The following is a 26,904-nucleotide window of genomic DNA, read 5'->3' on the forward strand; positions in this document are numbered from 1 at the left end:
AACCGATAACCAGGGACGTTTCATGGATCTCATTGTATCGGCCGCAACCCAGATCGCGACACCGCTGACGCTTCTCGCCATCGTCGCCGGAACGCTGGTCGGCGTGATCGTCGGCGTCCTGCCGGGGCTCGGCTCGGTGATCGGGCTCACCATGGTGCTGCCCTTCACCTTCTCCATGCCGCAGATACCGGCGATCGCGCTGATGCTCGGCGTCTATTGCGGCTCGGTCTATGGCGGTTCGATCACCGCGATCGTGCTCAATACGCCGGGCACCCCGCAATCGGCGGCGACCGCGCTGGAGGGCTTTCCCATGGCCCAGCGGGGCGAGGCCGATCTTGCCATTGGCTGGGTCACGACCTCATCCACCATTGGCGGGCTGTTCTCGGTGCTCGTCTTCGTGCTGGCCGGCCCCTCGCTTGCCGCCTTTTCGCTGCAGTTCACGCCGATCGAATATTTCGCGCTCGGCCTGTTCGCGATGACCTGCATCGCCGGCGTATCCTCGGGCAATCTGCTGAAGGGGCTGACGGCGGGCGCGCTCGGCGTGCTGCTCGCCACCGTCGGCAATGATCCGGTCACCGGCGATTTGCGCTTCACCTTCGACAGTTTCCAGCTGTCCGCCGGCATCGGCCTGATCCCGGTGATCGTCGGCCTGTTCGCCTTTTCGGAAATGTTCATGCGGGTGCTGACCATCGATCGCGACGGGCCGCCGCCCGAACAGATGCGGGTCGGCTTCCGCATGCCGCCGCTAGCCGCATGGAAGGGCCGGCTTGGCATGCTGCTGCGCGGCTCGCTGATCGGCTCCTTTGTCGGCGCGCTGCCGGGCACGGGCGCGGCCACCGCCGCCTTCATCGCCTATTCGGAGGCCCGGCGCGCCTCGAAGCACAAGGACAATTTCGGCAAGGGCGAGCCGGACGGGCTGGTGGCCTGCGAAAGCGCCAACAATGCAGTTACCGGCTCGGCGCTGGTGCCGACGCTCTCGCTCGGCATTCCCGGCGATCCGGTGACCGCCGTCATGCTCGGCGCGCTGGTGGTGCAGGGTATTGCGCCGGGCCCCCAGCTGTTCGCCAATCATCTCGACCTGATCTATGCGATCTTCTTCTGCCTGATCATCGTCAATCTGGCGATGTTCGCGATCGGCGCGCTGGGCGCATCGCTGTTCACCCGGGTGCTGCGCATTCCCGAGCCGATCCTGATCGGGCTGATCCTGATCATCGCCACCGTCGGCGCATACGGCGTCAACGGCAATCCGTTCGATGTCTGGGTCGCCTTCATCGCGGGCGTCGTCGGCGTGGTGCTGCGGCATTTCCGCTTCCCGGTCGCCCCGATCGTGATCGGCATGGTGCTGCAGCCGACCATCGAAATGTCGCTGCGCCAAGGCCTGATCCTGACCCATGGCAATTTCTGGGCGTTCTTCGAGCGCCCGATCGCAGCCATCCTGTTCGTCATCACCGCGCTGACGCTCTGCTGGCCGCTGCTGCGCAAGGGATATGCCCGGGTCAAACGCTGAGACCCCAAGCGTTCGATGAACGATCTGCTAGGTGATCTAGAAATTGCTGGCTGACAGCGCGGAGATTTCCTGGGCGGCGCGCATCAGCATCGGCAGGTGAACCGATTTCAGCTTTTCCGGCGGCAGGTTGCGGGCATTGCCGCCGACGCTCAGCGTATAGATGTCGCCGGTCATCGGCGCGCGCAGGACGACGCCGACGGCATTGTGGCCGGCAACCCATTCCCCGAAGGAATCCGAATAGCCGTTGTCGGCCATGCGCGACAGAGCCGCCTCAAGCGCCGGGCGCTTTTCCTTCGCCCAGGCATCGCCGTGAATGCCGGCCAGCAGCGCAAACGCCTCGGCGCGTTCCTCCTCGCCCATGGCGAACAGATAGGCCCGGCCGGGGGCGCTTTCGGCCAGCGGAATGCGCGAGCCGACATTGAGATTGAGCGCCACCGCCGTGGGCCGACGCACCAGTTCCACGAACATCATATCGGGACCATCGCGCACCGACAGCGCCACGACGCAATCGCCTTCCGCCGCCATCTGGTCCATGTGGGAGCGTACAAGCTCGCCGAAGCCGAACCGGCCGATCGCCGCATAACCGAGGGTGAGAACCTGATTGGAGACGGCATATTTGCCGTATTCGGGCATGTAGCGCAGATAGCCGAGCTTGGTGAGCGTGCCGAGCAGCCGCGACACAGTGGTCTTGTGCAGGCCGGTGCGCTCGGCAAGCGCTTGTGTCCCCAGCACCTTGTCATCCGCCCTAAAGGCGCGCAGAATCGAAAGGCCGCGCGCCAGCGAACTGACGAACGGCCGCTCCTCGTTCAGGGCCGCGGCCCCGATATCCTGCCGTGGGCGGCCGCGCCGCCGGACAGGTTGATCATTTGTTTGATTGTCCTCGCTCATGACCCCTGTTTAGCCCATCCCGCGCCCGTTTGTCATTGGGTTTGAAAGGCGCGGGAAGGACAAAATTCCTATTTGAGGGCGGATGGATCCGGCAGGTCGTCGTAATCCGAGCAATCACGGTGGCTTGCCGCCGGGTCGACCTTGACGTCGATGACGACCGGGCCGCCGCGCCTGTGGCCTTCCCTGATCGCATCGCCGATCTGGTCAGCCTCCGTCACCGTGATCCCGGAGCCGCCGAGACCCTCGGCGACCTTGGCGAAGTCATGATCGCCGAAGTCGACCCCGATCGCCTTGTTGCCGAGATTGTCGCGCACCATGCCGAGGCCGGCATTGTTGGCGACCACATAGACGACGTCAAGATTGTGTTCCGCCGCCGTCGCGATCGCATCCATGGTCATGACGAAGCCACCATCGCCGATCACGCCGGTGACGCGCTTTTCGGGGCATGTGACCTTGGCGCCGGTGGCAGCCGGCGTCGACCAGCCCATGCCGCCGATACCGCCGGGGGCGACCAGCTGATGCGGCGTTCTGAGCGGCAGCGACGATGTTGCCCAGATGCGGTTGGTGCCGGCATCGAGCGTCAGCAAGTCGTCCGGCGTCAGGAAGCCGTCGAGCGAGCGCATGATATCGGCGTAATGCACCGTGCCGGGGCGGGTCTTGAAATGCGGCAGGTCGCCGTAGCGATTGTCCGCCTTGATCTTGCCGATGAAGTCCCTGCGCTTTTCCGCCTGCGCCTGATCAACGCCGGAGACATCGAGCAGATAGCGGATCACATCGGCGGCGTCCGCCGTCACCGCCAGGTCGACCGGTAGCACCCAGCCGGCATTCAGCGGGTCGAGGTCGACCTGAATGATCGTCTGCTCGCCCGGGCGCATCATCTTTTCATCGCGGAAGCGGGTATATTCCGGGCCGAGGCTGCAGCCGAGCACGAGGATGACATCGGCCGCCTGAACCATGCGGTTCGCCGATTTCGCCGCCCAGTTGCCCATCATGCCGACGGCGATGGGCGTGGTCTCGTCGATGACGCCCTTGCCGTGATAGCTGGAGGCCACCGCGATCCCCTCGCGATTGGCGAGCCGCGACAGCATCTCGCCCGAACGGCTCATATAGACGCCATTGCCGGCGATGATGACGGGACGTTCCGCTGCCTTCAGGGTCTCGGCGATCTTGTGCAGCGCATCGCCATCGGGCTTCATCGGCGTCGAACGCAGATAACCCTCGGTCGGGTAAAGCTTGGCGCGCGGATGATCGGGCACCTCCTCCTTGATAATGTTGGTGCGCATCACCACCGCCGCCGGCCCCTGGCGCGGGGTCATGGCGTGTTTCACCGCAAGCTGAGTGCCGTAGATCGCCTCTGCTGGCGTGGTCGCGTAGGTGGCGTACTTGGTCATGGTCTTCATCACCGCGAAGGCGTCGCCAGCGCCATAATCACCGGTCATGGTCTGGTAGACGCCATACTGGGCGAAGCCGTCATAACAGGATGTGTCGGTGAGAACGACCATCGGCGTCGAGGAGAAATAGGCCTCCAGAATGCCGAAAGCGCCGGTGGAGCTCGCAAATGGTCCCTGCGCCATCAACAGGCCCGGACGGCCGGTGAGCTTGCCGGCGACCTGGGCCATCACCGAGGCCGACTGCTCGGAGCGCGCCAGAACCAGTTCGAACTCGTCCTTGCGGTCAAAGAACGCCGGCAGCGACCATGTGATGCCGAGACCCGGCAGCGTGAAGCCGCGCGTGATGCCGGCCTCGATAAACGTCTTGATGACGCCCTCATTGGTTTTCATCGATTTCCTCCATTTTGAGAGGAGGATAATCATTCACGTTAATTCTGCCAAGCGCAATTTTGTAGTGATATGTGGATTTAATAGAATGCAGACCCTCGCTGTGGCGGTCACGCGCACTTTCGGTCTTTGTCTCGCATGGATGAGTCGATTGGGCGGCGTCGCCTTAAATTGAGACACGCGGCGGAGTGGGAACGCCGCTTGTCGGGGTCCATAACCCGTGGGGTGGTACCTGCCCCACGAGCAGTTTGCGCATCAGCCGCGGAGCTGCCCGCTTGTTTCTCCGGCTTGCTGTGATGCAGAACGGACCGAGAAGCGAGTGAAGCTTCACAATGAATACGGTTTCCAGCCTCTGCCAACAAATGCGATGCGGATCTTCACCCCAATCGCGACGATCAAAAAGATGCTCGACTAATCCCGGACGCACTTGGAGTTCTCGGAACACTGATTTGTCTAGTTTTTTCAATACTTTGACAGAATACGGCAGATTTTTTGGTCCGATTCCCATCAAGACCTTTGGGCACCGAAGGCGTCATCGACTTCGTCTTGATGAACTTGACTTGCGCAGCTAAGCCGATGGAAAAGTTTGTCGAAACCTGAGCCGTTCCACTTGAGGAGACTGCCGAACGGATTGCTGCGAGTTTCGTCATCGCGGTTGGGCGCCGGGCTAGCTCCCAGTACCGGAAAACACATCGGCAATGCCGGCGTCGAGGGGGGTGCGATAGGTCATCAGGATATAGCCGAGCACGGCATAAAAGCCGACGGTGGCGATGAGGTCGAAGACCGCGGGTCGTCCGAGTGCTTCGGCAAGTGCTGCTTCGGTTTCGGGCGCAAGCCGGCGCTGGTCGATCAGCATGTCGACGGCGCGGACGATCAAACCGTCCTCGCCCTCCGGCATGGCGCGAAGCGCGGCGATGCGCTCGGCGGAAAAACCGAGCCGTGTCGCCCGGTCGACATGGTGGTTCCACTCATAGCCTGAACCGAAACGGAAGGCGACGCGCAGGATTACGACTTCCGAGCGCTCCGGGCCGAGCGCGGTGTCCTTGACCACATGCTGGCGCAGCGGCGCCCAGGCGCGCAGCAGGTCCGGGTGATGCGCCATGGTGCGATAGACATTGAGCGCGCCGGCAAAACCGTCCTTCAGGTCTGCGATTTCCGGCGGCCAGTCGCTGTCCTGAAGCGGCGGCAGGATGGGTTTGTCGGTCATTGCAACGGGCTCCACTCGGTATTGCATACAGCCTTGGGGGGCCGAATGATCGCCCTTGCGCCGCGGGAAAGACAGGTCTAAATCCGGCCTGTCCATCTAGCGGACCAGCCGAATCCTGGTTTTGCGTCAACAATCGACCAGATCTGGCGTGAAAGGTTCCGGCAAGCTCGACCAAGCCACCGCGTCAGTTCCACAAGATATGGAATCACACAATGGGCGGCCCGGGACGCTGTGTCCCTGGCACACCGTCACCGCTGTCGAGGCCGTTGCTTAAAACACAATTTCACGCGTTCAAGCGATGCGTTGGGCGCGGGGGCTTTCCTCCATCACCGCGATCATCTCCCTCACCAGACGCTCGGACAATCGGCCGCGCACGGACTCATAGCGGGGATCGGACCATAGATTGTCTGTCTCGTCCGGATCGGCAACCAGATCGTACAGCTCGCCCCATTCGAAATTCATGAAGATGGTCAGCCGCCATCGCTTGGTGATCAGGGTACGGATGCGGGCGGGCTCCTCGAGATTGTAGCGCGCGCCGCTGTCGTGGTGTTCGATCAGCAGGGCGTCGCGAATTTCGCCTCCCTCGGCCATGGCCGGGATCAGGCTTTTCCCCTGCATGCCCCAATATGGCTTGACGCCTGCCCGTTCAAGGATCGTTGCCGCGACATCCACCGTTGAAGCAAGCGTTCCGGACTTGGCTATGGCGTCGGTGTTGGACGGGTCGCTCCAGATAAAAGGCACCCGCGTCAGGCCGCGCATCTGCAACATTCCCTTCAGGAGAAGGTTGAAGTCGCCCATGTAATCGCCGTGGTCCGAGTTGAAGATCACAACGGTATTGTCGGCATGCCCGGATTCTTCAAGCGCCTGCATCACCTTGCCGATCTGATCGTCAATCATGGTGATCATGCCCGCGGTAAGCGCCATCGCCTCGCGGATTTGCCGGTCGTCGGCGTAGAACGCGGTCTGCAGAAGCGGCGCGGTTTCCCCGTTCTCCCACATTTTCCTGATGTGTTCGAAAATGGGGTTGGGGTTCTTGTGGGCGGAGTAGGGCAGTCTCACCTCAAAATCGTCTGGATCATACATCGACCAGTATTTGCCCGGCGGATTGAAAGGGTGATGCGGGTCGGGAAACGAGACAAACGCGAAGAACGGCGTTTCGTCGCCCTCGCGATCGCGCAGCCATTCAGCAGCCCTGTCGCCAATCCAGGCCGTCGGATAGCTATCTTCGGGCACAGGCGTTCGATAGGCTTGAGGACATGTATAGTCGTGCGGCAGCTCATTGGCCGGATCGTGCAGGTCTCGCCAGTCGGGGTGCGTTCGGCGAAACCACTGGCCGTAATGTCCGCCGCATTTGTCGCCGTGGCCTGTCACCATCTCCACATGCTGATAGCCATAATAGGGCGTCTTGATTTTGTAGGGCTCCGTCTTTTCGTAGCTGCCCGGCGCCTCCTCATCGTAGCCGGTCTGCTCCGCCTTCCAGGCCTCCGCGATCGGACCGGCTTCAAACGGCTTGCGCCCGAGCGGCTTGGCGTCGGTGAAGGCCTGCAAATGGCTTTTGCCGATCGCGGCGGTGGCATAGCCCGAAGCAGCCAGCACCTCCACGAATGTGTTTGCCCGTTCGGTGAGAGCGCAGCCATTGTAACGCAGCCCGTGGACCGACGGATACCGTCCCGTGATCAGCGAAGCCCGGTTTGGCATGCAAACGGGGAGCGCAACGTGGAAATCCTCAAACGATGTTCCGTTTTCCGCAATGCGGTCGATATTGGGCGTTTTGACCACGGGGTGTCCGGCGCATCCAAGCCAGTCGGCGCGCTGCTGGTCCGTTATGAAATAGAGAAAATTGGGCCGCTTAGCTCTCATCATCGCCGCTTTCGGTGTGACTTTCGCCCAGACCTGGGAATGTCTTCTGGGACAGTCTGTGAAGGTTCCTGAAAATGAGCTCCGCCTTACCCAGGGGAACCAGCGCGTGTTCACGCATGGCAAACTCTGCCCGCGTCCCTTCTCCGTTCCTGATCGCCTCGACAATTCTCTTGTGATCGAACTGGGATGTCGCGAAACCCTCGACCGCTTCTTCATCGGTGAAGGCATGAAACAGCGGAGAGGCCCGAAACGGGCTTTGTTCAAGCCGTCGCGTCAGGACTGAATTGCCGGCCATGCTTGCGATCGCCGCGTGAAAACGGACATTCACCTCTATAAATACGTTTCGGGAGGATTCACCGCCGTCGCCCTTGGCGATGAGCCCGTCCACGATCGCGATGCATTGCATCATTTCATCTTCGTATTGTTGAAATCCGCCTCTCTCTGCGGCAAGTCGCGCCGACATGCCCTCGAGCGTGGCCCGGACTTCAATGATCTCCCGCATCTCTTCAATGGTGAAGCGCCGCACGCGAAAGCCGCGATGCGGTTCTCCTTGAACCAGGTCTTCCTGCTCAAGCCGCGCGAGTGCGAGGCGCACCGGCGTGCGTGAAACATCGAGCAGCTTGGCAAGTCCGACCTCGGTCAACCGGTCGCCCGGGGATATGTCGCCCGTCATGATCAAATGACGCAGGCGCTTTGTCACCGCCTCTGTATTGCTGCTCGGTGCAGATCGTGATTGCATGCAATTTGTAACCTCTTTAATCCTCTTGGCTGGAAAATCGCAGGAATATGCGCGTAATACAACCCGAAAATTCGCATGTATCAAAAAATGATTGTTGAATTGCATGCAATTTTATGAAATGAGTTGCGAGGGAGAGACGTTCAGATCTGGATCGGCAAGGCTGTCACCATGCACCCTATCGGCGTGCATCGATGCGGAATATGGCTCGGCCGGCCGGTGCAATGAAAACCGGGTGCGACAGGCACCGAGAGGGAGGCGTGCCAATGATATCGAGAACTCTGACCGCTGCGATGGCGGTGATGCTTCTGACCGGAGCTTCGGCCAAGGCGGAAACCAGCGTGGTCTTCAACAATTATCTTCCTGAGCATAATGAGATCATGCGCAATGTCATTCGGCCCTGGGCCAATGCCGTGGAAGAGGCCTCTGATGGCAATATAGAGATCGATTTCACGGCCTCGTCGCTGGCGCCGCCGCCGCGCCAACTGGAGATGATCCGGGCGGGCGTTGCCGATGCGGCGATGAATATTTCATCCTTCACGGCGTCTCAGTGGCTTGCGCCGCTGATTTCGGAACTGCCGGTTTTGTTCGATCGCGACAGCGCCAAGGCGCATTCCATTGCTCTGTGGCGCGCATATGAGAAGTTTTTCCGCGAAGCGGAGCCCATTGACGGGGTCCATGTCGTCGCGCTGGTGGCGCTCACGGGCAATCACATCTGGAACAACAAGCGTCCTGTCGAAGTGGCCGAGGATGTCAGCGGTCTCAAGCTGCGGGTCAATCCCAATGGCGTGCCCGTGATCGCTGCCATGGGCGGCGTGATTGTCTCTCGCCCGGCGGTCGATACATTTGAACTCGTCGAGCGCGGGGTGGTCGATGGCACCGTCCTGCCAATCTCCTCGGTTGAAGGGCTCGGTGTGCTAGAAGAACTAAAATACGCAACGCTTTATCCGGGCAGCCTTTATCGATCGACGGCTTCGATCATCTTCAATCAGAAGGTCTGGGATGCCATGCCGGAGGCCGACAGGGCCGCAATCGAGAAAGTCAGCGGCGAAGCGCTGGCGGCGCTTGCAGGCGGCAATCTCGATGATGCGACCGAACAGGCCCGCGCCGAACTGGAGCCAGCGGGCATGGAGGTCATCGAGGCCGGCGCCGATCAGATAGCCCAACTGCGTCAAAGCGAAGAGGTTGAAGCGGCGATTGCAAAGTGGAAGGAAAAGGTTGCCGGGCTTGGGCTTGATCCTGATGAAGTGATCAGTTTTTATCGGGCCCAGCTTGAGGAGCTGGAAAACTGAATGGCCGCCGCTCCAGATACGGCGACCAGCCGCGCCAGCACGGTTTTCGAAACGCTCCTAAAGGTTGTCTTGACGGTTACCCTGTTGGGCATTCTCGTCCTGACCTTCTTCGATGTTGTGGGTCGTTACGTATTCAACGCGCCGATCCCGGGCGCCTTTGAAATTCAGCAATATGGCATGGGAATCCTGATCTTTGCGGGTCTGCCCCTCATCACGTTTGACCGCGGCCATATCACCGTTTCCCTCATCGATGGTTTTTTTGGGCGAAACGCGATGTTGAAGCGCGTTCAGGGCGCGGTTCTGAATTTGATCAGTGCCGCGATCGTGGCGCTTTTGACCTATTGCCTCTGGGACCAGGCGGAAAAGGCAATGCAGTGGGGGGTGACCTCGGCGTTTCTTGAGTTGCCGCAATATCCCGTGATGTTCTTCATGGCGTTGATGGGCGCCGTAACCTGTGCCGTTCTTCTCCTCCAGGCGGCGACGGTGATCCGGGGCCGTCAGACCGAAGAGCAGGGAAGTCACGCCGGGGGAGGGTGGGAGCTATGATCGCTGGTCTGGTTGGAATGGGCTTGCTTCTGGCCCTGGCGTTTATCGGAGTGCCCCTCGGCTTTTGCATGATGCTCGTAGGCTTTGGCGGTTTCGCGATGGTGCGCGGAACCGACGCGGCGCTTGCGATGCTGGGCCAGACGGTGACCTCAAACAGCATGTCATACGGGTTTATCGTCGTTCCCCTGTTCGTGCTGATGGGAAACCTCATCTATCGGGCGGATCTGGCCTCGGATCTCTATAGAACCTCCTACGCCTGGTTCGGGCGTTTTCGCGGCGGGTTGGCCATGTCCACCATCGTCGCTTGCGGAGGCTTTTCCGCGGTGAGCGGATCGTCCGTCGCGACGGCGGCCACCATGGGCAAGGTGGCGTTTCCGGAGATGATAAAATACGGCTACAGCCCGTCATTCTCCGCGGGCACGATTGCCGCTGGCGGGACGATCGGTATTCTCATTCCGCCCTCGGTCATCCTGGTCCTCTACGGGATCATAACGGAGTCGGATATTGGCGCGCTTTTCATTGCCGGAATTCTCCCGGGGATTCTGACGGTTTTCGGATATTTGCTGGTCGTTGTCGGACTGACGACGCTATTCCCGGGCATCGGGCCCAGAGGGGAGCGTTTTTCCTGGAGATACCGGTTTGCCTCGCTCAAAGGGGTGTGGCCGGTCATGCTGCTGTTTTTCTTTGTGATCAGCGGGCTCTATTTCGGCATGTTCACCGCCACGGAGGCGGGCGGCATGGGGGCCGTGGGGGCGCTTGTCTTCTGCATTATCCGGAAGAGGATAACATTGAAGGGTTTTCTGGAATCGATTTTCGAGGCCGGCAAAATGACGGCGATGGTATTCACCGTGGCGCTCGGAGCGCTCGTTTTCTCGAATTTCATAGAAATCGCCCGCATGCCGGCAGAACTCAAAACCTGGATGGAGACGCTGGCCCTGTCGCCGATGCAGGTGATGTGGCTGATTCTGGCCATATATCTCTTGTTGGGGTGCGTGTTCGAAGGCGCGGGCATGGTGTTGTTGACCGTTCCGCTCTTCGCCCCGCTCGTGTCGCTTTTGGGCTTCGACCTCATCTGGTTCGGAATCGTGGTTGTCGTCGTGACCGAGATTTCGCTTGTGACGCCGCCGATCGGGATGAATGCCTTTGTCATGAAGGCGGTTATCCCTGAACTTTCACTCGGCGCCATCTTCAGGGGAATAGCGCCGTTCTGGGTGGCGGATATATGTCGCCTGGCGCTGATCGTGTTTTATCCGCCGATAGCGCTTTATCTTCCCTCGGTCATGGGATGAAGGGCCGCCCCTCTCGAAGGGCGGCTCTTAACCCGAGGGCGCATTTTCGATCGGCAGGGCGGTTTTGTATTTGACCTGCTTCAGGGCGAAGCTCGACTTGATATTCGCGACCCCGGGGACCGTGGTCAGGTAATTGATGATGAATTTCTGCAGCAGGTCGACATCGGCGACCGCCACGCGAATGAGGTAGTCGCTGTCGCCTGTCATCAGGTAGCATTCCATGACCTCGGGATAGGATTCCATCTTGCTCTCGAACAGTTCGAGCGCGTTTTCCACCTGGCGTTCGAGCGTGACCTGAATGAAGACGCTGATCGACAGGCCGACGGATTTGGGATCCACCAACGCCACATAGCGGTCGATAACCCCTTCCTCTTCCAGGGCGCGCACGCGCTGCAGGCAGGGCGAGGGCGAAAGCCCCACGCGACCGGACAGTTCCACATTGGTGATCTTGCCATCCACCTGCAGCTCGGACAGGATTTTTCTATCTATTTTATCAAGTGCGATTTGCCGCATTTTATTTCCTTGAGATTTCGCTTGGCAGCATGAAAGACTGATTATTTGGTTTTTGCAATATATGAACGGCAGAACATATTCCGTCTCTTCGCCTATGATCGGGAAAACATTGCGTCTGGGAGGCGAGCACGATGAGTAAAGTCGAACTTCAAATTGGCGGTCATATTGATCCCGATCCTCTGGAGACGCGCGAATGGATCGAAGCGCTCACCGCGGTGATCGAGGCCAATGGAAGTTCGCGCGCCCAATTCCTGCTCAGGCAGTTGGAGGAGGTCGGACGGCGCAACGGCGTTTTTGTCGGCGGTCAGCCCTATTCCTCCTACCGGAACACGATTCCCGTGGCGTCTCAGGGGCACTATCCGGGCAACCTCGCCATCGAGGAGAAGCTGACGTCGATCATGCGTTGGAACGCGCTGGCCATGGTGGTTCGCGCCAACAAGGCCTATGGCGGCCTGGGCGGCCATATCGCCAGCTATGCCTCCGTGGCGGAAATTTTCGAGGTCGGGTTCAATCATTTCTTCCGCGCGAAGACCGAGACATTCGGCGGCGATCTCGTTTACTTCCAGCCGCATTCGGCGCCGGGCGTTTACGCGCGCGCCTTCCTGGAAGGCAGGCTGCAGGAAGAGCAGCTTGACAATTACCGGCAGGAACTGTCGGGCAACGGGCTCTGTTCCTATCCGCATCCCTGGCTGATGCCGGATTTCTGGCAGTTTCCGACAGGGTCGATGGGGATCGGCCCGTTGAACGCCGTCTACCAGGCGCGCTACATGCGTTACCTCGAAGCCCGCGGATTGGCCGACACCGCCGGGCGGCACGTCTGGGGCGTGTTCGGCGACGGCGAGATGGACGAGCCGGAATCGGTTGCCGGCCTGACGCTGGCCGCGCGTGAAAAGCTCGACAACCTGACCTTCATCGTCAACTGCAACCTGCAGCGGCTTGATGGGCCGGTGCGCGGCAACGGCCAGATCATTCAGGAGCTTGAGAGCCTGTTTATCGGCGCTGGCTGGAATGTCATCAAGGTGCTCTGGGGGTCGGAGTGGGACGGCCTTTTCGCCCGGGACAAGGATCTGGTCCTGCTCAGGCGCTTTGCCGAAACCGTTGACGGGGAATACCAGAATCTCGGCTCCAAGGACGGCGACTACAACCGCCATAAATTCTTCGACATCGACCCGGCCACGCGCGATCTGGTTTCGCACATGACCGACGACGAGATCCACACGCTCAAGCGCGGCGGGCACGATCTCAGAAAACTTCATGCCGCTTTTGCCGCCGCCAAGGCGCATAAGGGGCGGCCCACGGTCATCCTCGCCAAGACCAAGAAGGGCTACGGCATGGGCAATGCCGGCGAAAGCAGGATGACGGCCCATCAGTCCAAGAAACTCGACATGGAAGCGCTGGTGAGCTTCCGCGACCGGTTCAAGCTGCCGTTGAGCGAGAAAGATCTCGAAGACCTGAAATTCTACAAGCCGGCGGATGACAGCGAGGAAATGCGCTATCTGCGCGCGCGCCGCGAGGCGCTGGGCGGGTCGATGCCGTCGCGGCGCACCACCGTTCAGGGCGCCGCGCTGCCCAACATTCCCGAACTTGCGGACTATGCGAAATTCGCGCTGGAGGCGGATGGCAAGGAAATGTCGACCACGATGGCGGCGGTGCGCATGCTCAGCGCGCTCTTGAAGGACAAGTCGGTCGGACCGCGCATCGTGCCCATCGTCGCCGATGAGGCGCGCACCTTCGGGATGGATAACCTGTTCCGCCAGATCGGCATTTATGCGCCCGAGGGCCAGCTCTACGAACCGGAGGATGCCGGCTCGATGCTGTTCTACAAGGAAGCGAAGAATGGCCAGCTGCTCGAAGAGGGGATTACGGAAGCCGGCGCCATTTCATCCTGGGCGGCGGCTGCCACATCCTATTCGGTTCACGACACGGCGACATTGCCCTTCTACATCTATTATTCGATGTTCGGCTTCCAGCGCGTCGGCGACCTGATCTGGGCTGCGGCCGACCAGCGCGCCCGCGGGTTCCTGCTCGGCGCGACGGCGGGCCGCACGACCCTGTCCGGCGAGGGGCTGCAGCACCAGGATGGCGCAAGCCATGTGATTGCCGCGACCATTCCGAACTGCAAGGCCTACGACCCCGCCTTTGCCTACGAGCTCGCGGTGATCATGCATGCGGGCATCCTGCGCATGATGGATGAGCAGAGGGACGAGTTCTATTATCTGACCGTGATGAACGAGAACTACGCCCAGCCATCCATGCCGGAAGGATGCGAGGACGGAATCCTCAAGGGCCTGTACAAGCTCGGCGAACGCGGCAAGGCAGAATCCGAAGTCAAGGTCAGACTGGTCGGCTCCGGCACGATACTCAACGAGGTCATCGCCGCCGCCGATATCCTCGCTGACGATTTCGGCATTGCATCCGAGATCTTTTCGGCGACGAGTTTCTCGGAGCTTTCACGGGAGGCTCGCAGCGTCGAAAGGCGAAACCGGCTCTCGCCCCAAAAGGAACGGGCGAAGTCCTATGTCGAGACATGTCTGCCTGGCGAACTGCCCATTATCGCCGCGACCGATTATGTCCGCGCCGTTCCCGAAATGATCGCTCCCTATGTCGAAGGCCGTCTTGTCGCCCTCGGCACGGATGGCTTCGGCAGGTCCGATCAACGCGAGGCCCTGCGCCGGTTCTTCGAGGTCGATCGCGAAAGCATCGCCATTGCTGCAATCGAGGCGCTTGTTCGGGCGGGGCACAGCGAACCCGAGACTTTGACCAAGGCGCTCAAGTCGTTCGGGATCGACGGCACGTCGCCGGATCCGTGGACAGTTTGAGGGTGTCGGACATGAGCAAGACCATAGAATTCACCGTGCCCGATATCGGCGATTTCTCTAGCGTGCCTGTCGTCGAAATCCATGTCGCGCCGGGCGATACCATATCGATCGACGACTCCGTCATATCGCTTGAATCCGACAAGGCCACGCTGGATGTGCCCTCCACCATTGCCGGGCGGATCGTCGAAGTGTGCGTCGGTGAAGGCGACAGGGTCAGCCAGGGCTCGCTGATCGCCATCGTCGAGATCAGCGCCGAGAATGCAGCTTCGGATGAGGCTCGGGGCACTGAGAAAGAGACGGCGGTCGAGACCGCCACTGCCGAGCCCCCGGACGCCGCCGCCGCGCCGGCGTCAAAGCCGGCGTTGGCGACAACCACGACGGCGGTCGCCGATGGAAGGTTGGCCCATGCCTCGCCCGGGGTTCGAAAGCTCGCGCGCGAACTCGGCGTCGAGATCGGGTCGGTGAGCGGGAGCGGCCCCAAGGGCCGGATAACGCGCGACGACCTGCATGCCTTTGTGAAATCGAGGCTTGGCGGCAGCGCGCCATCGGCAAATGCTGCCACCGGCGAAGGGTTGGACCTCCTTCCCTGGCCGAAAGTCGATTACGAGAAATTTGGCGAAACGGAACGCGTGCCGCTTTCCCGTATCGCCCGGCTTTCCGGCCCCAACCTGGCGCGCAATGCGACGATCATTCCGCATGTCACCAATTTCGAGGAGGCCGACATCACCGAGCTGGAGGCGTTCCGGAAATCTCTCAACGCTGATTCCAGAGACGGCCTCAAGCTTTCGATCCTGCCGTTCGTTGCCAAGGCGGCGGCGGCCACGCTGAGGCTGCACCCCAAGTTCAATTCTTCGCTCGATGGCGATGCACTCGTCCTGAAGAAATATTTCAATATCGGGGTGGCCACGGATACGCCGGAGGGGCTGGTCGTGCCTGTGGTCAAGGCCGCGGACCAGAAGGGGATCATCGAGATCGCCGCGGAAATGGTCGAGCTCGCCGCTCAGGCGAGAGCCGGCAAGCTCAAGCCTCAGGACATGCAGGGCGCAACCTTCACGATATCGTCTTTGGGCGGCATCGGCGGTACGAATTTCACGCCGATCATCAATGCGCCCGAGGTCGCCATTCTGGGTATGACGCGGGCCAGGATGCAGCCGGTGTGGAACGGAGAGGACTTCGAGCCGCGCCTGATACAGCCGCTTTCCATGAGCTGGGATCACCGTGCCGTCGACGGCGTGGCCGCCGCGCGCTTCCTGGTGACGCTGAAAGACATGCTGTCGGATTTCCGGCGTATTACCCTTTAGGAGATCTGTTGATGAAAACGAACATCAAGGTCCCCGCTATAGGGGACTTCGCCAATGTGCCGGTCGTCGAGGTGAGCGTCGCAGTGGGTGACATCATCGGGGTCGACGACACGGTCGTGATGCTGGAAAGCGACAAGGCGACGCTCGATATTCCCTCGCCCGTCGCGGGCAGGGTCACGGCCATACACATCGCTGTCGGCGATCGCGTCAGTGAGGGCAGCGTCATCCTGGAGGTCGAAGCCGGAACCGGTTCTACGGCCGGGAGAAGCGAGGCTGCAAGGGAGTCGGGCGCGCAGCCGGCCGTCGCGCAATCGTCGCGCGCGCCGCTGACAACGCCTTCGGTCCACGCCGCGCCAGGTTTGCCGGATGCGGACGCTGAGGCCGACCTTGTCGTTATCGGGGCGGGGCCGGGCGGCTATACGGCCGCCTTCCGCGCGGCTGACCTCGGCCTGAATGTGACCCTTGTCGAACGCGACCCCAATCTGGGGGGCGTCTGCCTGAATGTCGGTTGCATACCGTCCAAGGCGCTGTTGCATGCGGCCAAGGTGATTGACGAGGCGGCGGCGATGTCGGGCCACGGCATTGCCTTCCCGAAACCCGAAATCGATATCGATCGATTGCGCGCATGGAAGAGTGATGTGGTCGGAAAGCTGACGGGCGGACTGACCGGGCTTGCCAAGAGACGCAAGGTCAAGATCGTGCGCGGGTCTGCCGCGTTCGAAGGCGGCAATCTCGTGCGCGTGTCGCATGCGGGCGACGAGAAAACCATCGCCTTCAAGCAGGCGATCATCGCCTGCGGCTCCGAGCCGGTGCGGCTCCCTTTCCTGCCGGACGATGACAGGATCATCGACAGCACGGGCGCACTCGAACTTGCCGATATCCCCAAGCGCATGCTGGTGCTGGGCGGCGGCATTATCGGCCTTGAAATGGCGCAGGTCTATCACGCGCTCGGTGCGGGCATCACCATTGTCGAGCTTATGGACCAGATCATCCCGGGGGCTGACAGGGATATCGTCGCCCCTTTGATGAAACGTATCGAGCAGCGCTACGAGAACGTGCTCCTGAAGACCAAGGTGACAAAGGTGCAATCCGAGAAGGCGGGAATGAGGGTCACGTTTGAAGGGTCGGAGGGAACCGGCGAGGAACTGTTCGACAAGATCCTCTCGGCGGTGGGCCGCAGGCCGAATGGCCGGCTGATCGGCGCCGAAAAAGCGGGGATCAGTGTCGATGAGGGCGGTTTCATCAGGGTCGACCGGCAGATGCGGACCAGCCGGGAGAACATATTCGCCATTGGCGATGTCGTCGGGCAGCCAATGCTGGCGCACAAGGCCGCGCATGAAGGCAAGGTCGCCGCGGAAGTCGCTGCCGGCCAGAAATCCGCCTTTGATGCACGGGCCATTCCCTCCGTCGCCTATACCGAGCCGGAGGTCGGCTGGGTGGGCCTGACGGAAAACGAGGCCAGGTCAAAAGGCATCGCCTATAGAAAGGCGTCCTTTCCCTGGGCGGCTTCCGGGCGGGCGCTTGCCATGGCCGGTTCGGACGGCGTTTCCAAGCTGCTGTTCGATCCCGATAGCGGACGCGTTCTCGGCGCCGGCATTTGCGGTCCGAACGCGGGCGAACTGCTTGCCGAAGTGGCGCTCGCCATCGAGATGGGCGCCGATGCCGAGGACCTGTCGCTCACCATTCATCCCCATCCGACCTTGTCCGAGACCATCGGGCTTGCCGCTGAAATCTTCGAAGGAACGATCACCGACCTTTGAAGATGAGGCTGCTGTTCGAGCATGTCTCGCATCGGCGCATTCCTTTTGAATCCGGCCCGGCCGGCAGCGTTGTCCACTAGCTGGACAAATTCGAATTCCGGCTGGATTTCAATCGGATGGCGTCCTTATGGTGGTGAAAGCGACACGGAAACAGGTTCCGGCTCTTGCTGAAAAACGTAGCCCGAGGGTGTGCGTTATCACAGTGAAAGCCGAACGGGAGGAGTGGATAGATGTCGATTATTTCCCTTGGATATATGGGTATCAATTCCAAGAGGCTGGGTGATTGGGAAGGCTTCGCCACGGATCTGCTTGGCATGCAGAAAGTGGATCAGGGCGGTCCCATGCGCATGTTCCGGATGGATGACCGCAAGCAGCGCCTGATCGTGACCGGCGAAGGCGAGGAGGATCTTGCCTTCATGGGCTGGGAGGTCGGCTCGCCCGAAGATCTGGAAGCTCTGGCGGCCAGGCTCGAGAATGCGGGCTTCCCCGTCACCTTGCACGGCGCGTCCCTATCCGATCAACGCCACGTTGCCCGTCTGATTTCCTTCCATGATCCCGACGGCAACCGGTTGGAAGCCTTTTACGGGCCCGAGATCGCAAGCGATCCCTTCCTGTCCGGGCGACCGATCAGCGGCTTCAAGACCGGGTCTCTCGGCATGGGGCATGCCGTCCTGCATGTCGCCAACGTTGAGGGAATCCTGCATTTCTACAGGGACATACTGGGTTTCAACGTGACCGATTACGGCCTGAAGCCCTATCCGCTCTACTTCTTCCACGTCAATGGACGCCATCACAGTTTCGCGATGGTCGGCTCCGGCCGCAAGGGCATTCACCACTTCATGGTCGAACTGCTCTCGCTCGATGATGTGGGCCAGGGCTATGACATAGCCCAGCAGCGCGACGAGGGCATTGCCTATACGCTCGGTCGGCACTCCAATGACCATATGATGAGTTTCTACACCAACACGCCGTCCAAGTTCTTCGTGGAATACGGCTGGGGCGCGCAGGTGGTTGATCCCGAGACCTGGAAGCCGTTCGAGACGCATGAAGGTCCGTCGACCTGGGGGCATGAGCGCGTCTATCTGCCCGAAGACGATGAAGTCAGAATTCGGATGCGCGAGATGCGGCACAAGAATGCCCGCGACGGGTTCCGCGCGCCCGATCCGAAGCCGAACTGCGCCTGGCTCGATAGCGTCGTGCACGCAGAATAAAACAGTAACTTGAACAGATAAAAACCGGAGAGGAGACGACGTTGCGAGTAGCATCATTCATTTTGCCCGAGGGCACCGCATCTTACGGAGTGGTTGAAGGGGATACGATCAGGGATGCCGGCGCCGGCCTGCGCGCCAAATACCCCCACCTCAAGGCGGTGATTGCGGCAGATGCGATTGGAGAATTGCGGTCTGCCGATGGCGAAACTCTCACGGCAGACAGCGTCAGCTTCATCCCGACGATCCAGAATCCGGACAAGATCATCTGCATCGGGCTCAACTATCTGGGCCATATCAAGGAGACTGGCCGGGACCGGCCGGAATATCCCTCGATCTTCACCCGATACCCGTCGACGGTCGTTGGTCACGACCAGCCCATGATCCGGCCGAAGGCGTCGGACAAGTTCGACTACGAGGGCGAGTTCGCGGTGGTCATCGGCAAGCGCGGGCGCGCCATCGCAAAGGACAAGGCCTTCGATCACGTGGCCGGATATACCGGCTTCAATGATGGTTCGATCCGCGACTATCAACGGCATACGACCCAGTTCTGGGGCGGCAAGAATTTCGACCGGTCGGGCTCCATGGGACCGTGGATCGTCACGCCTGACGAATTGGGCGACGTTGACAGCCAGACCCTTGTCACGCGGCTGAATGGCGAGGTGATGCAGGAAACGTCCATTGGCGATCTGGCGTTCAAGGTGCCGGATCTGATCGCCTATGTCTCCACGATCACGGAACTCCTGCCGGGCGACATCATCGCGACAGGCACGCCGAGCGGCGTCGGTTTCTTCCGGGATCCGAAGGTGTTCATGAAAGCCGGCGACCGGATCGAAGTCGAGATTTCGGGCATTGGAACGCTGCGAAACACCATTGCCGACGAATAAGAAAACAAGACAAGAAGGCTGGAGGACAAAGATGATACCGACGCACGCGGATGTTGCCGTCATTGGCGGCGGCCCCGTCGGGCTGACCGCAGCAAGCCTGCTGGGCAGACTCGGCATCAATTGTGTTCTGTTCGAGCGGAACCAGACGACTGCCTTTCATCCGAAGGGTCACGTGGTGAATACCCGGACCATGGAGATTTTCCGGATGATGGGCATAGCCGAGGGCGTGGACGCGGAGGCGCTTCCCCTTGAACGGCACGCCGGCATCGGGTTTGTCACCAGCCTTCTCGGCGATGAGATCGGCGCGATCAAGACGCGCAGCGATCCCGAATGGGCGCGCATCGAGCGCACTCAAAGCCCTGTGCTGAAGCGGTCATGCCCGCAGGACAGGCTGGAGCCGGTGATCCGCAACCATGCGGAAGGCTTTGAAAGCGTGTCGCTGAATTTCGGCTGCAATATCACCGGCATCGAACAGCATGATGATGGCGTCACGCTCAGCTGGGAGAACTCCGACGGCGCCTCCGGCACCACGCAGGCTAAATACGTGATTGCCGCGGACGGCACGCGCAGCGAAGCGCGCGATGCGGTCGGCCTCGGTATCAGCGGCGAGTCGATGGGGCAGCAGATCGGCATCTATTTCCATGCCGATCTTTGGGAATATGTGAAGGACCGGCCTTATCTGCTCATGTGGATCTATAACGCCAGGACGTCGGGCGTGCTGATATCGCTGGATGGGCGCAATCGCTGGACCTACAATTTCGGCTATGCGGAAACCGAGACGCGGCACGATTTCACCGAGGAGCGCTGTCTGGAGATACTGCATGCGGTGATCGGGACGGATGATATCGACATCGAAATCAAGAACATCATGCCATGGCGCATGCAGGCGCGCATTGTCGATTCCATGTCGAAGGGGCGTGTCTTCTTTGCCGGCGATGCCGCGCATCCGTTGCCGCCCACGGGCGGGCAGGGAGTAAACACCGGTGTTGCCGATGTGCATAATCTGGCGTGGAAACTGGATTTCGTTCTCAGGAGATTTGCGCCCGAAGGTCTGCTGGAGACCTATGACACGGAGCGCCGGCCAGTTGCCAAGTTCAATGTCGAGCAAAGCGCGCGCAACGCCCGGGCCATGGAGAAGAAGGGCCTGTCGGGAATGCTGTTCAATGACAGCAAGTTCCTGTCCAACATCGAGGGGCCCGCGGGCGCCGCAAACCGGGCGAAGCTCGCCGAGGGCATTCCGGAACAGCGCGCGCATTTCGACTATCCGGGCCAGACCTTCGGCTTTCACTATGATTCCAGCCTCGTGACGGGAGATGGCACGCCCGAGCCGCCCACCGAGGTGGAAACCTACACGCCAACGGCGCGTCCCGGGCACCGCGCGCCGCATATTCCGGCCCGTTTCGAGGGTCGGGACATTTCGATCATCGACCTCTTTGATCTTGAGGCCTTCACGCTTCTTGCGGGCCCGAAGGGGCAAGCCTGGAAGGCGGCGCTTGACGGCCTGGACGGCAAGCCACTGCCGAAGGTGAACGCCTATCTGGTTGGACATGGTCTCGATGTCGAAACCGATCTTGACGCCTGGAAAGACCTGTATGGGGTCTCGGATGAAGGGGCGGTTCTCGTCCGTCCCGATGGGCATGTGGCGTGGCGCAGCTCCCGGGGCGGCGATGCTGATGCCCTGATTGCCGCGCTTTTCAGGTCGATCGGCCGGAATTCCGCATCCGAAGCTGAAACCGCTACGAGAAAGACCGTATTGAATGCCGCATCCTGAGTATCAGACAGCAGTCATCATCAAAGAAGCGGGTGGTCCCGAAGTTCTCGTTGCCGAACAGGTGCCTGTCCAGAGCCCCGGCCCCGGAGAGGTGCTGATCCGGGTCTCCGCGGCCGGCGTGAACAGGCATGACGTTCACCAGCGTGCGGCAGGAAAGCACAGCGACGGCCAGGCCGTTCCCGGGCTTGAGGTCTGCGGCGAGGTCGTCGCCGCGGGCGAGGGCGTGCGCGGCGTGGCAGAAGGCGAGCGCGTCATGGCGCTGGTTCAGGGCGGCGGGTATGGCCAGTATGTCACCGCGAATGCGGGACTGGTGATGCCGGCGCCCGACACGCTTTCCGATGCCGAGGCGGCCGGCATTCCCGAGGCCGTTTTCACGACGTGGTGGAACTTCTTCAACCTCATGTCGCTTGAGAAGGACCAGTTCGCATTGTTTCACGGCGGCACCAGCGGCGTGGGCCACATCGCGCTGCAGGCCATGTCGGCGCTCGGGTATAATGTTCTGGCGACCTGCGGCAGCGAGAAGAAGGTGTCGGCCGCGCTGAATTTCGGCGCCAAAGCCGCCTTTCTCTACGATGATCCCGACCTTGCGGACAAGGTTCTGGCCGCCACCGGCGGCAAGGGCATATCGGCGCTTCTGGACGTTTCCGCCGGCGCGCATGTGGCGCAGGACCTGAAGATGATGGCGCCGGACGGGATGATGGCGCATCTGTCCGGCGGCGGCGGCGCCTCCCTCAGCGTTCCGTTGCGCGACATCATGGCCAAGCGGATCCGTATCACTGGTTCGCTTCTGCGCCCGCTGCCGCTGGCGCGCAAGATCGCGGTCGCGAAGATGATCCGCGCGGATGTCTGGCCGCTTCTCGGACGCCAGGTGCGACCGCAGATCGAGGGCCGGTTCGACTTCAGAAGAGCCGCCGATGCGCATCGCATGATGGAGAACAACAGCCATATCGGCAAGATCATCCTCGACGTCGTTCACGACTGACAGGCCGACGCCGATATCTCCCGGGCGGCGGCTCTGCCCGCCGCCGGCATGCCGTGTTTGTGCGCCGCGCCTTTTATGGTTGATGGGTGTCTTCCCGATAGACAGGGTCAAGGCGGACTTTGATCGATCGCCCGGCTTGGCATCGCCCCCGATTTTCCCTTAATAGAGGTCGCGGACGCGAAACATGCCACTGGACAAGCCCTGTGCTTGTGCACCCGGAGACGAGTTGAGAATGGCCACCAAAGGCGGATCACGCTACAAAAGGATTCTCGACCAGTTCACCGAAGACCGTCCGGCATGGACTGTGGCCGATCTGGCAGTGCAGCTGGAAACGGCCAGCAGCACCGTTTACAAATGGGTCGGAGAGCTTGTCGCGCTCGGTTTTCTGGAGGCCGCGCTCGATGCCCAGTATCGGCTGGGTCCGGCGTTCCTGGAGTTCGAGCGCCGTTTGCGGCGTACGGACCCGCTGTTGCGGGCGGGCGAGGTATTTCTCACGGAGCTTGTCGAAAAGTCCGGGCTCGAGTGCACGGCAATTCTGGCGCGGCTTTACGGCAACAAGGTCATGTGCGTGGCGGATGCGCACAGCGCAAACATGCAGTTGACGAGCAGTTTCGAACGTGGCCTGCCGATGCCTTTGACGAGGAGTGCCACCTCGCGGGCCATCCTCTCCGTCATCGAGTCACGCCGCCTGAAGCGCTTCCTGCAGCGCGAAACCGAACTGAAGGGCCCGTCCCTGAGCCGGTTTCTCGAAGATGTGTTTACGGCGCGCAAACAGGGCTACTGGATCTCCCGCGGCGAGGTCGACCAGGGCGCGATCGGCATCGCCGTTCCGCTTTTCGATCGGCAATTGGGGCTCGAGGCATCGCTCAGTCTCGTGGTGAAGACCGATAACATGACCGAGGATGCGTTCGGCGGCGTGATCGCGCTGCTGACCGAGACCGTCGAACGGATACAGGCGTTCCTGGCGCAGCATTATAAAGAGCCGGAAACGACATAGCGATTTCAGGGTTGCGGCTCCAAGGGCGGCAACCCCGAAAACACAGTGTTATGATCGCAGAATGGCCTTGCCCCAGGTGTTCAGCGAGCGTGCTTCGTGGGGCCAGTCTTCGCATGGGCGATCATGAATGACTTCAAGTTCGGCGGAGATTTCGATCCAGTTGCCATCCGGGTCCGCGATGAACGCAAAAAGATTGTGGCCGGGTCCATGCCGACCCGGCCCCCACATAAGCTGAATTCCCTTGCTGGCGAAATGCTCGCACCAGTCGCGCAGGTAGCTCCATTCGCCGGCTTCGTAGGAATGGTGATCCATGCCCGTGCGGTCGCCGTCAAAGGCGGCGATGGTGTGGTGCTCGTGATTGGACGTCACGAAGATTGTGGCGATTGATCCGTCGTCGCGCACGACACGGTCAACCATGCGGAAGCCGAGCTTCTTGTGATAGAATTCATAGAAGCCCTCGATATTCTGCGTCCGGTAGGTCATGTGCTGAACGGGCCCCCAGATGGGGGCTGCGGCGTTCGCGCGCGGCCAGCCCATCGTCTTCACATAAGCGGCTTTCGACAGTCCGAACACGACGAGATGGCCGTCGTAATCGCGCACAGCAAAGGCGCCGTCCTCGAAATAGGGAGACGGGTTGTCGAGGATTTCCACGCTCTGCGAGCGGGCGCGCTCGCGTATCATCTCCAGCCCATCGGCGTCGCGCACCGCCAGGCCGGAAAATCCGAGCTTCTTGTCCTCCCCTTTCAGTACGATCATGCGGCGGGCCGGCCCTTCGCAACGCCACTGGGTCTCGGAGATCTTCTCGACCTCCATCTGCATGGCGTCGCCGTAGAACGCGGCGAGCCTCTCCGGGTTCGCGCTCTCGAATGCGACGTGGTGAAGATATGCGCCGGCTTGGGCGACGGTATCGGGCATTTGTGCTCTCCTCAAAGTTTTTACGTTGCAATATTATCTTAAAAAGAGAATACTGCAAATAAATTGACGGGTGGGGAGCAAATCCTCGATGCGCGAGACGTGTAAGGGGCATCCCGGTCGCAAACGTCGCAACGCGGAAAGCAGGAGGGGCAAAGCCTTGAAGAATAGCGAAGGGAACTTTCGCGCGGAGACACCCGCCGTTCGCCGGGCAACGGGCGCATCAGACCCCGAACCGGCAATCAGCTGCGCCGATATATACGATACATTTCATGCAGAGCTGGGTGTCTGCAGTCTCCAGTTCAGAAGTCTTGGAAAGCGGGAGGCTTTCTTCGGGCCGGCGGAGACGGTCGCGACATTCGAGGATCATACGCCGGTTCTCAAATGCGTTTCCGCTGTCGGCAACGGCCGTGTCCTCGTGGTGGACGGGCGGGGATCGCTGACGACCGGTGTGATGGGCGACCGACTTGCGGAAATGGCGAGGATGAATGGCTGGGCCGGCGTCGTGATCAACGGCGCGGTTCGCGACAGCGCGGCCATCGACGCCATGGCGTTTGGCGTGAAGGCGCTCGGCGCGACGGCAAGGCGGAGCTGGCAGGCGTCCTCGGGCAGGTTCGGCGGACAACTGCGCTTTGGCGATATCACCATTGATCGTGGCGACTGGATATATGCAGATCGGGATGCGGTGCTGGTCAGCAGATCGGAGCTGGACATGACCCTCGTAAAGGGCGCCGCGGTGGCGGAATGAGATGCCGATGAAGCCGGAAAGGCGCAATGTGAGGGAGGCTCCTGACCTTTCAGGAGAAACGGGCCGCCGCGCCGCGCAGACCAAGGCGCGGTGACAGCGCGGCGCCAGGGAGGATTCCACGTGACTACGGGTAGCAACATGACTGAAACGATTGAGACCGACGTGCTGATTGTCGGCGCGGGACCGGTGGGCCTGTCGCTGGCCAACGAGTTGGGATACCGCGCGGTCGATTATATCCTTGTGGAAGAGGGGGAGGGGAAGATCTTCTTCCCGGCCGGCGAGAATATCTTTTCCCGCACGATGGAGCATCTGCGCCGCTGGGGCATTGCCGATCGCGTGCGCTTCGGTGACGCGATATCGCCTGACTATCCCCGCAATATGGGGTTCTGCACCACGCTGGAGGGCTGGCCTCTGGCGCTTTTCCCGGGGGTCTCAAACGCCGAAGCCCCCCGAAAAGACATCCATTCGCCGGAAGGCGGGTTCTTCTATCCCAAGAAAGGGTTCGATCCTGCGCTTCGTGAGGCCGCTGAAGAAAAGGGCGGCGATTTGCGATATGGCCACAGGCTGATTTCATTCGATCAGGACTCAGACTATGTGACGAGCACCGTCGAAGACCTGCAAACTGGGGAAAGGCGTCAGATACGCAGCCGGTATCTTGCGGCATGTGACGGCGCGCGCAGCACGGTCCGCAAACAGCTTGGCATCAGCTACATCGGAAGCTTCGGCGAAGGCTTCAACTTTGCGGTCTATTTCCGCTGCCAGGGTCTGGGAGACAAACTCAGCCGCTTGTTCGGGCGCAAGATGGCGCAGGTGCATACCGTGTGCCACGCCAACCGCGCCTATATCACGGCGGTTGACGGCCGGGATGAATGGCGGTTCTCCATGTACACCGAAGAAAAGCGGGATTTCGACCCGAGAGACGTGGTGGCCGCGGTCATCGGCCCGGAGCTCGCCTTCGAGGTGATCCAGGCCCAGCCCTGGACGGGGCACCGCGTGGTAGCGGAGCGCTATCGCGATAATCGCGCGTTTCTGCTGGGCGATGCAAATCATCTGCGCTGGCCGAAGGGCGGTTTCGGCGCCAATACGGGCATCGGCGATGCCGTGGACCTGGGCTGGAAGCTTGCCGCGCGATTGCAGGGATGGGGCGGAGAGGTCCTGTTGGACAGCTATGAGACCGAACGGCGGCCGATCGCCATACGCAATACCAACGAGGCGGCCAACAACCGGGTGTTCGACAACATGATCGCGTCGGAGCCGCAAGTGGAAGAGGCCGGCGAAGAAGGCGCGGAAGTGCGCCAGCGCTTGAGAGATCGTCTCTTTGCCCTGCGCTACCGGGAGTTCGCGACAGCCGGCATACAATTGGGACACCGCTATCGCCAATCGCCGGTCTGCGTTCCGGATAACAGTCTGGAACCGCCGGACGATCACATGCTCTATCGCCCGTCAACATATCCCGGCGGCCGGGCGCCGCATGCCTGGATGAATGATGGTCGTTCCACGCTCGACCTGTTCGGCAAGGCTTATATCCTGATGGTCTTCGGCACTGTAGCGGGAACCGATGCGTTTCTGGCCGAAGCCAGACGAATGGGCATACCTGCCGGCATGCATCTGATCGAGGAGGAAGAAATCGGCGCGCTCTACGAAAAGCCGCTGGTGCTGGTGCGGCCGGACGGGCATGTCTGCTGGCGCGGCGAAGGGGTTCCCGAAGCAATGACGGAATTGTGGAGCACGGTTGCGGGCCGGCGTTGCGCCGAGGAACCATAAATGCGCCGCAGGCGCGCCTGCTTTTGTCCGGTGCCGTCCTGAAGTTCGGGAACCGGCGGATCGCCGCGCCAAACCTTTACCGTGGCCACCGCCCATGCGATATCTCGTCTGGAAGCGGCCGATCTCCACAACGCGCGGG

At 61.1% G+C, this 26,904-nt stretch carries 21 protein-coding genes; 14 read left to right on the top strand and 7 right to left on the bottom strand.

Annotation, left to right across the window (positions count from 1 at the left end):
• Positions 1–22: 22 nt before the first annotated feature.
• Positions 23–1,507: a tripartite tricarboxylate transporter permease gene (locus tag Mame_RS23240; RefSeq protein WP_018063946.1), complete on the top strand. Its 1,485-nt coding sequence runs from the start codon at positions 23–25 to the stop codon at positions 1,505–1,507.
• Positions 1,508–1,543: 36 nt separating this feature from the next.
• Here Mame_RS23240 and Mame_RS23245 read toward each other — a convergent pair whose 3' ends face one another.
• From Mame_RS23245 to Mame_RS23265, 5 genes are all read right to left on the bottom strand, one after another.
• The gene (locus Mame_RS23245; protein WP_018063947.1) at positions 1,544–2,395 is read right to left on the bottom strand and encodes an IclR family transcriptional regulator; all 852 of its coding nucleotides are present in this window, start codon (positions 2,393–2,395) and stop codon (positions 1,544–1,546) included.
• Between the two features lie 68 nt (positions 2,396–2,463).
• Positions 2,464–4,176, bottom strand: coding sequence for a thiamine pyrophosphate-binding protein (locus tag Mame_RS23250; protein WP_018063948.1), 1,713 nt, complete (start codon positions 4,174–4,176; stop codon positions 2,464–2,466).
• Positions 4,177–4,840: 664 nt separating this feature from the next.
• Positions 4,841–5,380 (bottom strand): carboxymuconolactone decarboxylase family protein, encoded by a 540-nt coding sequence (locus Mame_RS23255; RefSeq protein ID WP_018063950.1) that lies wholly within the window; start codon positions 5,378–5,380, stop codon positions 4,841–4,843.
• 291 nt (positions 5,381–5,671) lie between these two features.
• Complete coding sequence (locus Mame_RS23260; RefSeq protein WP_018063951.1) at positions 5,672–7,243, bottom strand: sulfatase family protein; 1,572 nt, start codon at positions 7,241–7,243, stop codon at positions 5,672–5,674.
• A complete protein-coding gene (locus tag Mame_RS23265) occupies positions 7,230–8,084 on the bottom strand; it encodes a GntR family transcriptional regulator (protein ID WP_079921038.1) in 855 nt (284 codons plus the stop codon). Before Mame_RS23265 ends, Mame_RS23260 begins: the two co-directional genes overlap by 14 nt.
• 158 nt (positions 8,085–8,242) lie before the next feature.
• On the opposite strand from Mame_RS23265, the gene dctP reads away from it, so the two are divergent.
• From dctP to Mame_RS23280, 3 genes are read left to right on the top strand one after another with little or no spacing between them, the layout of a single operon-like run.
• Entirely contained in the window at positions 8,243–9,268 is a 1,026-nt protein-coding gene (dctP, locus tag Mame_RS23270) for a TRAP transporter substrate-binding protein DctP (RefSeq protein ID WP_157624525.1), read from the top strand.
• The gene (locus tag Mame_RS23275; protein WP_018063954.1) at positions 9,269–9,814 is read left to right on the top strand and encodes a TRAP transporter small permease; all 546 of its coding nucleotides are present in this window, start codon (positions 9,269–9,271) and stop codon (positions 9,812–9,814) included. It begins immediately after the preceding gene.
• Positions 9,811–11,103, top strand: a complete 1,293-nt coding sequence (locus tag Mame_RS23280) for a TRAP transporter large permease (protein WP_018063955.1) — start codon at positions 9,811–9,813, stop codon at positions 11,101–11,103. The genes Mame_RS23275 and Mame_RS23280 overlap by 4 nt, the downstream gene beginning before the upstream one ends.
• Before the next feature lie 27 nt (positions 11,104–11,130).
• On the opposite strand, the gene Mame_RS23285 is transcribed toward Mame_RS23280, so the two are convergent.
• Positions 11,131–11,616 carry an Lrp/AsnC family transcriptional regulator gene (locus Mame_RS23285; RefSeq protein ID WP_018063956.1) on the bottom strand — a complete coding sequence of 162 codons (486 nt, stop codon included), beginning with the start codon at positions 11,614–11,616 and terminating at the stop codon, positions 11,131–11,133.
• Positions 11,617–11,747: 131 nt separating this feature from the next.
• Between Mame_RS23285 and mdeB the strand changes: the two genes are divergently transcribed.
• The 8 genes from mdeB (at position 11,748) to Mame_RS23325 (ending at position 23,341) form a co-directional block, all read left to right on the top strand.
• On the top strand, positions 11,748–14,435 hold the full coding sequence (mdeB, locus tag Mame_RS23290) for an alpha-ketoglutarate dehydrogenase (protein WP_018063957.1): 2,688 nt from the start codon (positions 11,748–11,750) through the stop codon (positions 14,433–14,435).
• A gap of 11 nt (positions 14,436–14,446) precedes the next feature.
• Positions 14,447–15,736 carry a dihydrolipoyllysine-residue acetyltransferase gene (locus Mame_RS23295; protein ID WP_018063958.1) on the top strand — a complete coding sequence of 430 codons (1,290 nt, stop codon included), beginning with the start codon at positions 14,447–14,449 and terminating at the stop codon, positions 15,734–15,736.
• An 11-nt stretch (positions 15,737–15,747) separates the two neighbouring features.
• Positions 15,748–17,496 (top strand): dihydrolipoyl dehydrogenase, encoded by a 1,749-nt coding sequence (lpdA, locus tag Mame_RS23300; protein WP_018063959.1) that lies wholly within the window; start codon positions 15,748–15,750, stop codon positions 17,494–17,496.
• 230 nt (positions 17,497–17,726) lie between these two features.
• Positions 17,727–18,707 carry a VOC family protein gene (locus Mame_RS23305; RefSeq protein WP_018063960.1) on the top strand — a complete coding sequence of 327 codons (981 nt, stop codon included), beginning with the start codon at positions 17,727–17,729 and terminating at the stop codon, positions 18,705–18,707.
• A 41-nt stretch (positions 18,708–18,748) separates the two neighbouring features.
• Complete coding sequence (locus Mame_RS23310) at positions 18,749–19,591, top strand: fumarylacetoacetate hydrolase family protein (protein ID WP_026173331.1); 843 nt, start codon at positions 18,749–18,751, stop codon at positions 19,589–19,591.
• A gap of 31 nt (positions 19,592–19,622) precedes the next feature.
• Complete coding sequence (locus tag Mame_RS23315; RefSeq protein ID WP_018063962.1) at positions 19,623–21,362, top strand: FAD-dependent monooxygenase; 1,740 nt, start codon at positions 19,623–19,625, stop codon at positions 21,360–21,362.
• Complete coding sequence (locus Mame_RS23320; protein WP_018063963.1) at positions 21,349–22,344, top strand: NAD(P)H-quinone oxidoreductase; 996 nt, start codon at positions 21,349–21,351, stop codon at positions 22,342–22,344. Before Mame_RS23315 ends, Mame_RS23320 begins: the two co-directional genes overlap by 14 nt.
• 232 nt (positions 22,345–22,576) lie before the next feature.
• Positions 22,577–23,341 (top strand): IclR family transcriptional regulator, encoded by a 765-nt coding sequence (locus Mame_RS23325; protein ID WP_018063964.1) that lies wholly within the window; start codon positions 22,577–22,579, stop codon positions 23,339–23,341.
• Positions 23,342–23,389: 48 nt separating this feature from the next.
• Here the strand turns inward: Mame_RS23325 and Mame_RS23330 are convergent, their stop codons facing one another.
• Entirely contained in the window at positions 23,390–24,256 is an 867-nt protein-coding gene (locus tag Mame_RS23330; RefSeq protein ID WP_018063965.1) for a VOC family protein, read from the bottom strand.
• 157 nt (positions 24,257–24,413) lie between these two features.
• Between Mame_RS23330 and rraA the strand changes: the two genes are divergently transcribed.
• The gene (gene rraA / locus Mame_RS23335) at positions 24,414–25,001 is read left to right on the top strand and encodes a ribonuclease E activity regulator RraA (RefSeq protein WP_018063966.1); all 588 of its coding nucleotides are present in this window, start codon (positions 24,414–24,416) and stop codon (positions 24,999–25,001) included.
• Positions 25,002–25,139: 138 nt separating this feature from the next.
• On the top strand, positions 25,140–26,765 hold the full coding sequence (locus Mame_RS23340) for an FAD-dependent monooxygenase (RefSeq protein WP_018063967.1): 1,626 nt from the start codon (positions 25,140–25,142) through the stop codon (positions 26,763–26,765).
• The last annotated feature ends 139 nt before the right edge of the window (positions 26,766–26,904 follow it).

It is taken from the genome of Martelella mediterranea DSM 17316 (assembly GCF_002043005.1).
In the GTDB taxonomy this organism is placed as follows: Bacteria; Pseudomonadota; Alphaproteobacteria; order Rhizobiales; family Rhizobiaceae; genus Martelella; species Martelella mediterranea.